The organism is Streptomyces sp. NPDC098781 (assembly GCF_044759995.1).
Taxonomy (GTDB): domain Bacteria; phylum Actinomycetota; class Actinomycetes; order Streptomycetales; family Streptomycetaceae; genus Streptomyces.
In genome coordinates this window covers 71951-84830 of sequence record NZ_JBIWAK010000012.1, presented here as the reverse complement: position 1 = coordinate 84830, position 12880 = coordinate 71951, and the positions used below count along the sequence as shown (strand labels likewise).

Annotated in this window: 15 protein-coding genes; 5 read left to right on the top strand and 10 right to left on the bottom strand. The window is 72.0% G+C overall.

The features are described from left to right. Positions 1-15 precede the first annotated feature (15 nt). Positions 16-1404 carry a cystathionine beta-synthase gene (locus tag ACIQWG_RS37150; protein ID WP_404104355.1) on the top strand — a complete coding sequence of 463 codons (1389 nt, stop codon included), beginning with the start codon at positions 16-18 and terminating at the stop codon, positions 1402-1404. Between the two features lie 345 nt (positions 1405-1749). Here ACIQWG_RS37150 and ACIQWG_RS37145 read toward each other — a convergent pair whose 3' ends face one another. Beyond that, the gene (locus ACIQWG_RS37145) at positions 1750-2577 is read right to left on the bottom strand and encodes a helix-turn-helix transcriptional regulator (protein WP_404104352.1); all 828 of its coding nucleotides are present in this window, start codon (positions 2575-2577) and stop codon (positions 1750-1752) included. Positions 2578-2733: 156 nt separating this feature from the next. On the opposite strand from ACIQWG_RS37145, the gene ACIQWG_RS37140 reads away from it, so the two are divergent. Next, on the top strand, positions 2734-3495 hold the full coding sequence (locus ACIQWG_RS37140; protein ID WP_404104349.1) for an SDR family oxidoreductase: 762 nt from the start codon (positions 2734-2736) through the stop codon (positions 3493-3495). Between the two features lie 24 nt (positions 3496-3519). Here the strand turns inward: ACIQWG_RS37140 and ACIQWG_RS37135 are convergent, their stop codons facing one another. From ACIQWG_RS37135 to ACIQWG_RS37115, 5 genes are all read right to left on the bottom strand, one after another. Then, the gene (locus ACIQWG_RS37135) at positions 3520-3960 is read right to left on the bottom strand and encodes a hypothetical protein (RefSeq protein WP_404104346.1); all 441 of its coding nucleotides are present in this window, start codon (positions 3958-3960) and stop codon (positions 3520-3522) included. A 71-nt stretch (positions 3961-4031) separates the two neighbouring features. Further along, complete coding sequence (locus tag ACIQWG_RS37130) at positions 4032-4964, bottom strand: ABC transporter substrate-binding protein (RefSeq protein ID WP_404104343.1); 933 nt, start codon at positions 4962-4964, stop codon at positions 4032-4034. A 40-nt stretch (positions 4965-5004) separates the two neighbouring features. After that, positions 5005-5667 carry an ABC transporter permease gene (locus ACIQWG_RS37125; RefSeq protein ID WP_404104340.1) on the bottom strand — a complete coding sequence of 221 codons (663 nt, stop codon included), beginning with the start codon at positions 5665-5667 and terminating at the stop codon, positions 5005-5007. A 1-nt stretch (position 5668) separates the two neighbouring features. Further along, complete coding sequence (locus ACIQWG_RS37120; RefSeq protein WP_404104335.1) at positions 5669-6310, bottom strand: ABC transporter permease; 642 nt, start codon at positions 6308-6310, stop codon at positions 5669-5671. Continuing rightward, positions 6307-7341 carry an ABC transporter ATP-binding protein gene (locus ACIQWG_RS37115; protein ID WP_404104332.1) on the bottom strand — a complete coding sequence of 345 codons (1035 nt, stop codon included), beginning with the start codon at positions 7339-7341 and terminating at the stop codon, positions 6307-6309. The genes ACIQWG_RS37120 and ACIQWG_RS37115 overlap by 4 nt, the downstream gene beginning before the upstream one ends. A 141-nt stretch (positions 7342-7482) precedes the next feature. Here ACIQWG_RS37115 and ACIQWG_RS37110 point away from each other — a divergent pair, with 141 nt between their 5' ends. From ACIQWG_RS37110 to ACIQWG_RS37100, 3 genes are all read left to right on the top strand, one after another. Then, positions 7483-9000: an aromatic amino acid ammonia-lyase gene (locus ACIQWG_RS37110; RefSeq protein WP_404104329.1), complete on the top strand. Its 1518-nt coding sequence runs from the start codon at positions 7483-7485 to the stop codon at positions 8998-9000. Next, a complete protein-coding gene (locus ACIQWG_RS37105) occupies positions 8997-9857 on the top strand; it encodes a MurR/RpiR family transcriptional regulator (protein ID WP_404104327.1) in 861 nt (286 codons plus the stop codon). The genes ACIQWG_RS37110 and ACIQWG_RS37105 overlap by 4 nt, the downstream gene beginning before the upstream one ends. 89 nt (positions 9858-9946) lie before the next feature. Next, a complete protein-coding gene (locus tag ACIQWG_RS37100) occupies positions 9947-10534 on the top strand; it encodes a hypothetical protein (RefSeq protein ID WP_404104324.1) in 588 nt (195 codons plus the stop codon). Between the two features lies 1 nt (position 10535). Here the strand turns inward: ACIQWG_RS37100 and ACIQWG_RS37095 are convergent, their stop codons facing one another. The 4 genes from ACIQWG_RS37095 to ACIQWG_RS37080 all read right to left on the bottom strand — a co-directional run bounded on the left by ACIQWG_RS37095 (position 10536) and on the right by ACIQWG_RS37080 (position 12715). Continuing rightward, positions 10536-10910: a hypothetical protein gene (locus ACIQWG_RS37095; RefSeq protein ID WP_404104322.1), complete on the bottom strand. Its 375-nt coding sequence runs from the start codon at positions 10908-10910 to the stop codon at positions 10536-10538. A gap of 14 nt (positions 10911-10924) precedes the next feature. Then, complete coding sequence (locus ACIQWG_RS37090) at positions 10925-11443, bottom strand: roadblock/LC7 domain-containing protein (protein WP_404104319.1); 519 nt, start codon at positions 11441-11443, stop codon at positions 10925-10927. Positions 11444-11531: 88 nt separating this feature from the next. Beyond that, the gene (locus ACIQWG_RS37085) at positions 11532-12326 is read right to left on the bottom strand and encodes a transcriptional regulator (RefSeq protein WP_404104316.1); all 795 of its coding nucleotides are present in this window, start codon (positions 12324-12326) and stop codon (positions 11532-11534) included. After that, entirely contained in the window at positions 12323-12715 is a 393-nt protein-coding gene (locus ACIQWG_RS37080; RefSeq protein WP_404104313.1) for a hypothetical protein, read from the bottom strand. Before ACIQWG_RS37080 ends, ACIQWG_RS37085 begins: the two co-directional genes overlap by 4 nt. Positions 12716-12880 lie beyond the last annotated feature (165 nt).

The window sequence follows — 12880 nt, the reverse complement described above, 5'->3', positions numbered from 1 at the left end:
CATCCGGAGACAACGGTGCATTTCCACGACTCGATGATCAGCCTCGTCGGCAACACCCCGCTGGTGAGGCTCAACAACGTGACCAAGGGGATCCAGGCCACCGTCCTGGCCAAGGTCGAGTACTTCAACCCGGGCGGCTCCGTGAAGGACCGCATCGCATTGCGCATGATCGAGGCGGCCGAGGAGAGCGGCGCGCTCAAGCCCGGCGGCACGATCGTCGAGCCCACCAGTGGCAACACCGGTGTCGGGCTCGCCATCGTGGCCCAGCAGAAGGGGTACAAGTGCATCTTCGTGTGCCCCGACAAGGTGAGCACGGACAAGATCAATGTGCTGCGGGCATACGGGGCCGAGGTGGTCGTGTGCCCCACCGCCGTCGACCCCGAGCACCCGGACTCCTACTACAACGTCTCCGACCGGCTGGTGCGCGAGACGCCCGGCGCCTGGAAGCCCGACCAGTACTCCAACCCCAACAACCCGCTCTCCCACTACCACTCCACCGGCCCCGAGCTGTGGGAGCAGACGGAGGGGAAGATCACCCATTTCGTGGCGGGCGTGGGCACCGGCGGCACCATCTCGGGCACCGGCCGCTACCTGAAGGACGTCAGCGACGGCAAGGTCAAGGTCATCGGCGCCGACCCCGAGGGGTCCGTGTACTCGGGCGGCTCCGGGCGGCCGTATCTCGTCGAGGGCGTCGGTGAGGACTTCTGGCCGACCGCGTACGACCGGACCGTCGCCGACGAGATCGTCCCCGTGTCCGACAAGGACTCCTTCCAGATGACCCGCCGGCTGGCCAAGGAGGAGGGCCTGCTGGTGGGCGGGTCGTGCGGGATGGCGGTCGTCGGCGCGCTGCGGGTCGCCGAGCGGCTCGGGCCCGACGACGTCGTGGTCGTGCTGCTGCCGGACAGCGGCCGTGGCTACCTCTCCAAGATCTTCAACGACGAGTGGATGGCCGACTACGGCTTCCTGGAGGACGAGGGCCCGAGCGCGCGCGTCGCCGACGTCCTCAACGACAAGGAGCACGGCGCCATCCCCTCCCTCGTCCACATGCACCCGGACGAGACCGTGGGTGAGGCCATCGAGGTGCTGCGCGAGTACGGCGTCTCACAGATGCCGATCGTGAAGCCGGGCGCCGGTCACCCGGACGTCATGGCGGCCGAGGTCGTCGGTTCGGTCGTCGAACGGGAGCTGCTGGACGCCCTGTTCACCCAGCGGGCCTCCCTCGACGACCCCCTGGAGAAGCACATGTCGGCCCCGCTGCCGCAGGTCGGCTCCGGCGAGCCGGTCGGCGACCTGATGTCGGTGCTGGGCGCGGCCGACGCGGCGATCGTGCTGGTCGAGGGCAAGCCGACCGGTGTGATCAGCCGGCAGGACCTGCTGGCCTTCCTGGCCAAGGGCGGGAAGTAGCGGCGAACCTGCGGTGAACGGGCCGTGTCGGCGGCGAACTTGCGGTGACCGGGGCCGCTCGGACCGTCGCGGAACTGGTACGAGCGCGTCACGTCCACGCAGCACCCGCTTAACACGGGTCCGGCACATTAGTGGGTGTCGGCAGGGCGGGAGCGGCTCCCCGCCCCAGCCGGCGCCGAACGTCCAAGGACCTCCGGAGCGGCTCCCGGACCTCCATGGACGCCCGGACGTGAGACCCGGCCCTGACCCGGTCAACGTCCCTCGCGGGGACCGCCGTCGTCCCGCCCCCCGGAAACGGGGGTGCGGCGGTCCCCGCGCACACTCTCCTGGCGGCGGTGGTCGCCACTACGCCTCGGTCGCCGCCCAGCTCCCCAGCAGCGCCAGCTTCTCCGCCGTGTCCGAGCCCGGCTCCGGGGTGTAGACGACCATCGTCTGGTCCGGGTCCGGCTGGACGGTCATCGTCTCGTACGGCAGCGTCAGCACGCCCGTGAGCGGGTGGTGGACGCGTTTGACGCCGGAGACACAGGCCCTGACCTGGTGGTCCACCCACAGGTGCCGGAAGTCCTCGCTCTTGGCGGACAGTTCGGTGACCAGGGCGTCCAGGTCGGGATCGTCGGGGCGGTGGCCGGCGTTCAGACGGAGGTGGGCGACCGTCATCGCGGCGATCGCGGGCCAGTCCGGGAAGTCGGCGTGGGCGGCCGGGTCGAGGAAGACGCGCCGGGGGATGCTGCGGGCGGCGGGGGCGGTGCCGCCGTAGCCGTTCATCGCGTCGGCGAGGGAGTTCCACGCCAGGACGTCCATGCACGGGCCGATGACGAACGCCGGGGTGCGGTCCATGCTGTCCAGCAGCGCCTGGACGCCGGGACGGACACGGGCGGCCTCGGGGCGACGCGGGCCCCGGCGGCGGGGCCTGGCCACCGTGTGCAGATAGGCGTGCTCCGTCTCGTCGAGGCGCAGCACCCGGGCGATGGCGTCCAGGACGGCGTCCGAGACACGCTGCCCCCGGCCCTGTTCGAGCCGGACGTAGTAGTCGACGCTCACCCCGGCCAGCTGCGCCACCTCCTCGCGGCGCAGACCGGGAACGCGGCGCCGCCCGTACGAGGGCAGGCCCATCTCCTCCGGCCGGATCCGGCCGCGGCGCGAGCGCAGGAAGTCTCCCAGGTCCCCGTCCATGGTTTCGAGCGTAGCCGCGCGGCGGACGGTGAGCCTGGTACTGCCAGACACAGGAACAACGCATCCCTGGGTAGGGCGGGCGCGGCGGCCGAGGGTGAGAGGTGTTCGCCGGCCGCCGGGGACCAGCCCGGCGGCCACCGCACCAGGAGGAATCCCATGTCGTACGAGAACCTGACCGGCCGTACCGCCGTCGTGACCGGAGCGGCGAGCGGGATCGGCGAGGCCGTCGCCGTGCTGCTCGCCGAGCGGGGCGTGCGGGTCGCGCTGCTGGCCCGGCGCCGGCAGCGGCTGGACGAGGTCGCCGAGAAGATCACGGCGGACGGCGGTGCCGCGCTGGCCGTCGTCGCCGATGTCACCGACGACGCGTCCGTGGCCGCCGCCGCGCAGCGGGTCCACGAGGCGTTCGGGACCGTCGACCTCGTCGTCAACAACGCCGGTGTCATGCTCGGCAACCCCGTGGAGGCGGGGCGGATCGACGAGTGGCAGCGGATGATCGACACCAATGTGACCGGGGTGCTGCGTGTCGTCCGCGCGTTCACCGGCGATCTGGTCGCGGCGGCCGCCGAGGGCCGTACCGCCGACCTGGTGAACATCTCGTCCGTCGGCGCGCACCTCGCCTTCCCGAACTACGCGGTGTACGGGGCGACCAAGGCGGCGATCACTCATCTCTCCCAGTGTCTGCGCACCGAGTTCGGGCCGCGTGACGTACGGGTCACCAACATCGAGCCCGGGTTCGTGGAGAGCGAGCTGCGGCTGCACACCGACAACACCGAGGTGGCGGGGCAGGTCGACGGCATGGTCGAGGCCGTGGGCTCACTGGCGGCCGAGGAGCTCGCCGACGTGGTGGCCTACGCGGCGAGCCGGCCCCGGCACGTCAACCTGCGGCAGATCATGGCGATGCCGACCCGGCAGGCGTGAGCGGCCCGGTCCAGCCGGGCGGGCTCAGTCCTCCCAGCGGTCCTCGTGCTTGCCGGACCTGCCGCGCCAGCCCCGGAACAGGCCGGGGTTGGTGCGTGCCGCCTGGACGACGTTGACGCCGACGATGCCGACCCAGGCGACGAGCAGGCCGGGGAGGTGGGCGACGCCGCCACCGATCGCGGACAGCGGGACCGCCAGCACCAGCGAGACGATGCCGAAGCCGAAGCGCTCGCCGAAGGAGTCCGTCGGCCTCGGCGACCGGGCACCCCTGGCCACCACCATCTGCTGCTCGGCCGTCTGCCGGCGCATCCGGCGCTCGACCGCCCCGTCGATGCGCTGGTCGACCTTCTCCATGAAGGAGTCGACCAACGCGGACTCGTACTCGTCGCCCAGCTCCCTGCGTGCCTGCAAGGTGGCGTTGAGTTCCTTCTTGAGCTCGGTGTCCCGCGCGTCCATTCCGGTCATACGCCCAAGGTAGGCAGCGGGGGACACGACCGCACTGGGGTTAGCCCCCCTGTTCATCAGGGGGTGCGCCGTCACTTCACCAGCCCGTGTTCCTCGGCGTACTCGTCCGCCACGTCCTCCGGGTCCTTCTTGTCCTTGTCGACCAGCCGGTTCAGCTCGGTGAGCTGGGCCGTGGTCAGGGTGTTCCCGAGTGCGGCCAGGGCCTTGCGGACGGTGGAGTCGGCCTTGCGGTCGGCGATCAGGGGGACGACGTGCTGGCCGGGGATGAGGTTCTTGGGGTCGGTCAGCACCACCCAGTCGTTGGCCTGGATGTCGGTGTCGGTGGTGAAGAGGTTCGCCACGTCGACGTCGCCCTTCTTCAGGGCGCCCTTGACCAGTGGACCGGAGGAGTCGAGCGACTTGAACTCCTTGAACTCCACGCCGTAGACGTCCTTCAGGCCCACGGCACCGACCTCCCGCTTCTTGACCTCGGGGGCCGCGCCGATCACCAGCTTGCCGTTCTGCTTCCTGAGGTCGGCGAGGGAGGTCAGCCCGTACTTCTCGGCCGTCTCCCGGGTGACGACGAAGGCGTCCGAGTCCTCGGCCAGGCCGTACGGCAGCACCTGGAGGCCGCTGGGGAGGGCGACGGTGAGGGCGTTCTGCATCTCGCCCTCCTCCGTGGCGGTGGCCTTGGGGGCGACGTAGTGCAGCAGGGCGCCCTGGTACTCGGGGAGCAGGTCGATGTCGCCGCCCTTGAGGGCGGGGATGAGGATCTCGCGGGTGCCGAGGTTGGGGCGGACGGTCACCTCGACGCCGGCGGCCTTCAGGACGGCGGCGTACAGGTAGCCGAGCACCTGGTTCTCGGTGAAGTTGGCGGTGCCGATGGTGAGGCCGCCCTTGCTGGAGCCGCCGCCGGAGCCGGCGGAGCCCTGGCCGTCGAGGGAGGTGATGCCGCTGGAGCAGGCGGCGAGGGCGGGGACGGAGGCCGCTGCGAAGAGGCCGCCGAGGAGGGTGCGTCGGTTCATCGCGCGTCCGTTCGTCGAGCGTCGGTTCATCGAGAGGTTCCTAGGCGGTGCGGTGGCGGAAGAGGAAGCGCTGGAGACCGGACAGGGCCAGGTCCAGGACGACGGCGACCACGGCGACCAGCACCGCGCCGCCGAGCACCTGCACGAGGTCGCGCTGGGCCAGGCCGTCGAAGACGTAGCGGCCGAGGCCGCCGAAGGAGACGTACGCGGCGATGGTGGCGGTGGCCACGACCTGGATCAGGGCCAGCCGCAGGCCCGTCATGACCAGCGGGAGGGCGAGCGGGAGTTCCACCTGGAACAGGACCTGGTGGCCGCGCATGCCCTGGCCGCGCGCCGCGTCCTTCACATCCGGGTCGACGGCCGTCATCCCGGCGTAGGTGTTGGTGACGATCGCCGGGACCGCGAGGGCGACCAGGGCGACGTAGACCGGGGTCATGGACAGGCCGCTGGCCAGGAACACCAGCACGACCAGGCCGACGGTCGGCAGGGCGCGGCCGAAGGACGCGAGGTTGATCGCGAGGAAGGCGCCCTTGCCGGTGTGGCCGATCAGCAGACCGAGGGGGAGGCCGATCGCCGCCGCGATGAGCGTGGCGAGCAGGGAGTACTGGAGGTGTTCGGCCAGGCGGTGGCCGATGCCGTCCGGGCCGGACCACTGCTCGCCGCTGACCAGCCAGTCGCCGAGGTTGGTGAAGAGTTCGTACATGTCAGGCTCGCCGCCTCCGCCAGGGGGTCAGTACGTACTGGAGGGCGACCAGCAGCGCGTCCGCGACCACCGCCAGCAGGAGGGTGAGCACCACTCCTACGATCACCGGGGTCGGGAAGTTGCGCTGGAAGCCGTCGGTGAAGAGCTGGCCGAGGCCGCCGTCGCCGATGTAGGTCGCGACCGAGACCAGGGAGATGGACATGACGGTCGCGATCCGGACGCCGGCCATGATCACGGGGAGCGCGAGCGGGAACTCGACCGTCAGAAGCGTGCGCAGGGGGCGCGTGCCCATCGCCTTCGCGGCCTCCTTCACCTTGACGGGGACCGAGTCGAGGCCCTCGACCGTGTTCCGGAGCAGGACCACCAGGGTGTAGATCGTCAGCCCGATCACGGTCGTGGTGCGGGTGAGGCCGGACACCGGGAGCAGCAGCACGAAGATCGCGATCGAGGGGATCGTGAACAGGACGTTCGAGGCTCCGAGCAGGAAGCCGCGCAGCGCGCGGATCCGGTGGGCGATCACCGCGAGCGGCAGCGAGATCAGGACGCCGAGGAGGACGGCGGTGAGCGCGGCCTGGAGGTGGGAGATCGTCAGGGTGGTGAGGTCGTCGGTGTGGTCGCCGATCCACGACCAGTCGACGGTCATGCCGCCACCCGGGCTTCCGAGTGCGCCCGGCCCGCGTGCCGGTGGATGTCGTCGCGGGAGGAGACGCCGGTGAGGACGCCCGCCGCGTCGACGCGGGCTATCAGGCCGGTGGGGGAGGCGATGGACTCGTTGAGCGCCGACAGCAGGGAGTCGTCGTCCCTGAGCGGGCGTACGGGGAGTTCGGCGTCCTTCGAGGCCCAGTGCAGGGGCTTGCTCGCCTCGTCGAGCACCAGGCTCCAGTCGCCGCCCTCGGGTGCCGGGCCCTGCGGGACCTGGGCGAGGGTCTTCAGCGACAGCAGCTTCAGGCCGCGCTCGGCGCCGAGGAAGTCGGCCACGAAGTCGTCGGCGGGGCGGGCGAGGAGCTCGGTGGGGGAGGCGCACTGGACCAGGTGGCCGCCGGTGCGGAAGATCGCGATCTGGTCGCCCAGGCGGACGGCCTCGTCGATGTCGTGCGTGACGAACACGATGGTCTTGCTCAACTCCTGCTGGAGCCGCAGCAGTTCGTCCTGAAGCTGGGTGCGCACTACGGGGTCGACCGCGCCGAACGGCTCGTCCATCAGCAGCACCGGCGGGTCGGCGGCGAGCGCGCGGGCGACGCCGACGCGCTGCTGCTGGCCGCCGGAGAGCTGGTGCGGGTAGCGGCGGCCGGTCTCCGCGGACAGGCCCACGGTCTCCAGGAGCTCGGCCGCCTTGGTGCGCGCCTTGCGGCGGCCCCAGCCGAGCAGCAACGGCACGGTGGCGATGTTGTCCAGCACCGTGCGATGCGGGAACAGGCCCGCCTGCTGGATGACGTACCCGATGGAGCGGCGCAGCTCGGCGGCGTCCTGGCGGGTGACGTCCTTGCCGCCGACCCGGATGGTGCCGGAGGTCGGTTCGACCATCCGGTTGATCATCCGCAGGGTGGTCGTCTTGCCGCAACCGGAGGATCCGACCAGGACGGTCACGCCGCCCTCCGGCATCTCCAGGGAGAGATCGTGGACAGCTGTCGTGCCGTTGGGGAAGCGCTTGTGGACCGCGTCGAACTGGATCATGAGATGTCCCTTGCCCGGCTGTATAACGTCATGCAGAGTTCTCGGTAGGTGAATAAGTTGTCAACGGGTTGGTGTAAATCCGAAGTAACGGATGACTGAAGGGCGAGATCCAATGTCCGGATTGAGGGGTGTTTGAGCTTGATGTCGTCTCGGATCGTGGACGCGCCGAGTGCTGTGTCTTCCGGGCACACCGGCCTGGTCGTCCTCGACGGGATCGGGCTCGGCGTCGAGGACGTCGTACGTCTCGCCGAGGGAACCGCGCGGCCGGTGCCCGCGACCGACGCGATGAAGCGGGCCGAGGAGTCCTGGGACGCGGCCCGTCTCATCGCCGCGACCGGACGCGTCTACGGCCGCTCCACCGGCGTCGGCGCCAACCGGAACGAGGACGTGCCCACCGAGGCCGCCGCCGAGCACGGGCTGCGGCTGCTGCGCAGTCACGCCGGCGCCATCGGCGAGGAACTGCCCGCCCGGCAGGTCCGGGCCATGCTCGCGGTACGCGCCAACCAACTGCTGGCCGGCGGCGCGGGTCTGCGCCCCACCGTCATAACGGCGATGTGCGAGGCGCTGGAGAGCGGTGCCCACCCGGTGGTCAACGAGTTCGGCTCGGTCGGCACCGGCGACCTCGCGGCGCTCGCCCAGACCGGCCTCGCGCTGGCCGGTGAGCACCCCTGGCGCGGCTCGGGCGCCCCCGAGGCGCAGCCGCTGGACAACAACGACGCCCTCGCGTTCATCAGCAGCAACGCCCTCACCCTCGGCCAGGCCGCGCTCGCCCTGCACGAACTGCGCGGCCTCATCGCCGCCACCCAGGTCGTCGCCGCCCTGTCACTGCTCGCCGTCGACGGCTCCCACGAGGCGTACGCCGCCCCCGTGCACACCGCCCGGCCGCACCGGGGCAGCACCGAAGTGGCCCGCCGCATGCGGGAGTTGATCGGCGCCGAGGACCGGCCGACCCCGCCGCTGGGCCGGATCCAGGACCCGTACGGCTTCCGCTGTCTGCCCCAGATCCACGGCCCCGCGCACGACGCCGCCGACGCCCTGGAGGAGGTGCTCGCGGTCGAGATCAACGCCGCCGCCGAGAACCCCCTCATCTCCCCCGAGGACATGGCCGCCTACCACCACGGCGGCTTCTACCAGGCCCAACTCGCCCTCTCCCTGGACCACTTCCGGCTGGCGCTGACCCAGGTGGCCCGGCTGTCGACCTCACGCCTGTCCACCCTGAACGAGCCCGCCTACACCCGCCTGAAGCCCTTCCTCGCCGACCAGGAGCCCGCGTCGTCCGGTGTGATGATCCTGGAGTACTCGGCCGGGGCCGCCCTCGGAGACCTGCGCGCCTTCTCCGCCCCCGCCTCGCTCGGCCACGCTGTACTCTCCCGGGGCGTGGAGGAGCAGGCCAGCTTCGCCTCGCTCGCCGCGCGGCAGACACTGCGCGTGTGCGGCGCGTACCGTCTCGTCGTCGGCTGCGAACTCGTCGCTGCCGTACGGGCGTTGCGCCAGCGCGGCCTCAGGGTCGACCCCGGGCTTCCGGTCGGCCGGGCGCTGGAGCTGGCGGAGTCGGTGCTCGACGACGACCCGGCCGACCGTCCGCTCACCGACGACGTGACGGAGGCGGCCGCACTGCTGGACCGGTTCACGGAGATCTGGAGGGGGAGCGCGGCATGAGCGCGGACAGGAACACGGGCGGGACGGACAGTCCCGCCGCGCGACTTCAGGCGCTCTTCGAGGGGCACCGGCTCACCCCGACCCAGCGGCGCATCGCGCACAGCATGGTGCGGCAGGCCGCCGACGTGCCGTTCCTGTCCAGCGTGGAACTGGCCGAACTGGCCGGGGTCAGCCAGCCGTCGGTCACCCGCTTCGCCGTCGCCCTCGGCTTCGACGGCTACCCGGCGCTGCGCCGCCACCTGCGCGAGGTCGCCCCCGTGGAGCAGGCCCCCGACGCGAGCTCCTACAACGAGTACCAGCAGGCCGTCGAGGCCGAGATCGAGAACTTGCGGCACCTGGCCGAGGTGCTCGCCGACCCCCGCCCGGTGCAGAAGGCGGGCCGCGTCCTCGCGGCCTCCCGCCCGCTGCCGGTGCTCGGCCTGCGCGCCGCCGCCTCCCAGGCGTACGGCTTCTCGTACTTCGCCGCCAAGGTCCACCCGGACGTACGGCTGCTGCACGAGGGCGGCACGATGATCAACGACCGTATCGACGCCGCCGTACGGGCCGGCGCGAGCGCCCTGCTCTGCTTCGCGCTGCCCCGGCATCCGCGCGAGGTCGTGGACACCCTCGCCTACGCCAAGGAGGCCGGGCTGACGGTGGTGACCGTGGCCGACTCCGCGTTCGCTCCGGTCGCCAAGGTCTCCGACCTGCTGCTGCCGGCCGCCGTCGGCACGGGCCTCGCCTTCGACACCGCCTGCGCGCCCATGCTGCTCGGCCGGGTCCTGCTGGAGGCGATGTGCGACGACCTGCCGGACGCGCAGGCGCGGCTGGAGGAGTTCGACGCGCGGGCGGCGACCCGGGGGCTGTTCGTCGAGTGATGTGCCGAACGGGTTCTTAAGGCTGGTCTCACGTTCGGTGGCTAACGTGCCCGCACAGCAGCCGGACAGACAGGGACGGGAGGCCGGACGTGGCGCGCGCAGGAGGACAGGGGCTGGCTCGGGTGGCCGTCGTGGTACGGGCCGGGTCGGCTCCGCTTTGGTGGCTCGGGGTGTTCGCCGCGGGCATCGGCGTCCTGGTGCCGGGCATCACCGGCCGCAGGATCGGCGTCCTGGCCGGCGCCGCACTGTTCGTCGTCGCGACGGCCGTGGTCGGGTACGCCCGCCGGGGGCGCTACACGGCCCTGACCCGTTCGGCCGTCCGGGCCGGCAAGCACGATGTGCTCCAGGACCGTGCGGTGGCCGTGCGCAACTGGCGCCGGGGCCACCGCTGGTGGCTGGCCCTGGCGTTCCTCGTCGCGCTGGGCGGCTCGTTCGCGGTGCCGGCGGCCGGCGGGATGCTGCTCGCGGGGTGCGGGGCGGGGCTGCGGCTCAAGGCGGCCTGGCTCGGGCGGCGGGAGCGGGACGAGAACGCCCTGCTGTGGGTGCGGGTCGACTGGCTCGACGGCCGCGGCGGCCGCCCGGCGGGCAAGGCCGTGAAGGCCTACCGCAGCACGGGCATCGCGGCCGGCGACGCGGCCCCGGGCGGGGCCCGTCGCCGCACCGCGGCGCTGGTCTAGATCAGACTTCCAGGTCCTCCTCGATCTTCTTCAACTGGTGCCTGGCCATCGCCAGGTTGGCGCGCTTGGCGTCGAGCGCCAGGTAGAGGAAGAGCCCGTTGCCCCCGCGCCCGGTCAGGAGCCGGATCAGGTGGTACTGGTCGGTCAGGGTGATGAGGATGTCCTCGATGCCGCCCTTGAGGCCGAGGTGCTCCATCGTGCGCATCTTGGCGCGGACCACGTCGGTGTTGCCCGCGGCGGCGACGTTGAGGTCGAACGTCTTGCTGCCGCCCATGGTGCCCAGCGCCATCCCGCTGGTGTAGTCCACCAGGGCGACTCCGGTCGCGCCCTCGATCGAGGCGAGGCATTCCTTCAGCGTGGTCTCGGTGTTGGCCATGACGTTGTGTCCTCTCAACTGTCCGTAGTCGTACGTGTGGTGCCGGGCGAGCCGGCGTTGGTGGTGGTCGTTCGGGCGGCGCGCGAGGTCTTCGGGCGCGTGGCCAGGGGTTTGGCGGGCTCCTTGGCGGATTGCTTGGCGGGGCTCCTGCGGACGGGCACCGACTCGGCGTCGACCAGCTCCCCGATCCGGGCGCCCGCGCGGCGGCCCTCCAGATGCAGCCGGCCGACGTTGACGCCGTCCTTGGCGAGCAGCGTCAGCACGGCCGTACGGCCCGCCGCGTACGTCGCCACATAGCCGTCCGCCCCGCGCACGAGCAGTTCGCGGAAGTCGCCCCGCCCGGTGGCGTCCGACACCCGGACCGCGACGCCCAGCGCGGCGGCGGTCAGCGCGGCGAGGCCGTCCGGTTCCACGCCGGGGGTGTCGTGGGCGAGGACGAGGCCGTCCACGCCCGCCGCGAGAGCTCCGGTCAACTGGGGGACTCGGGCTCTGAGCCGGCGGAACTCGTCGAGTATCGGGGCCTCGGCCGCCATGAGGTTTCTCCTTTCGGCGCGGGACCGCTGCGACGGGCGCGGCGACACGGGCGGCACAGGCGGCTCGCGGTCCTCGATGGGCTTGCGGTCAAAGGGCCTCCAGCGCATCCCTGACCCTCTTCAGCAGCGCGACATAGGGATCGGCGGCGGCGTCGGGCGGGGGATCCGGAGCGGGCGGCGGCTGCGGGGACACCAGCCCCGCCGCGGCCAGCCGCCTTATGTGCACCAGCGTGTGGAACGCCGGCCGGCCCAGCTCCCGCGCGATGTCCGCGGCCCTGCGCACGCCGTCGACGTGTCCCAGTACCGCGGCCTGCCGGGACGGCACGGCGGGCGCCGCGACCGGGTCGGCGCGGATCAGGGGCGCGCCGTCGGTGGCCGGGTCGGGCCAGATACGGCGCAGCAGGGCGCGGCGCCGCAGCGTCTCCCGCTCCAGCTCGGCCACCGGCACCGGATGCACCGAGGCGAGCCAGTGCGCGGCGCCGTAGCGGAACCGGCCGGGCGTGCTGCTGGGCGCGAGGGCGAAGTACGCCGCGTCGTACAGCGCGCTCACCTGGGCCAGCTCCAGCGCGCCCGGCGTGACGCCGTACCGCTGGAGCCGTCCGAGCTGTCCCTCCTCGGCGCCGGCCTCGATGTCCTGCCAGGCCTCGGCGTCGAGGGCGCCGTGGGCCGTGAGCAGCATGCCGAGGCTGGGCGCGAGCGGGCTCTCGGCGTGCACGACACGGCCCTCGGCGAGGTGCAGCGTGCCGTGCTCGCGGTCCAGGACGCCGGTGGCCCGCTCGTCCGCGAGCCGGGTCAGCATCGGTGAGACACCGCTGCCGGAGCGCTCCCGGGCGGTCGCCCGGTCCCGTACCGGCAGTGGCGGGGTGGCTCCGACCACGGTCATCCCAGCACCAGCCGTTCGGCCATCTCACCGAGCCGGATGCGGGCCAGCGCGAGATTGCCGTCCGAGCGGGCCAGCCACAGGTACAGGAACACACTGCTGTCGAAGGACGTCGGCACGAACCGCAGCACGTGGTAGCTGTCCCGATTGCTGAGGATCACGTCCTCGACCGGCGGATCCGCCGGGTCCGCGCCGTCCCCCGGCCCGAACGCCTGCTGCTCGGCGGCCAGCCGTGCCAGCTCGGCGGCCTCGGCCGCCGCCGTCTCATGATCGCCTCCTGGTGGATCGCCCACGGTGCCCAGGGCCAGCCCGCTGGTCCAGTCGACCAGCGCGGCGCCCCTGGCACCGGGCAGCCGCATCGTCTCCAGCAAGCACTCGTCGATTCCGGGCACCGTCGCTCCCCTCCCGCCTGGGGTTCGGCTGAGTGACGGCCAAACTACGCAACGTGTGTGCGGCGAGTGAGCGTTCGGGCATTTTCCAGTGGAACATGCGCCGAGTGACTAGGGTGGGTCGACTGACCCCGTTTTCACGTGACTTGATCGCGTATGGCGTACCGC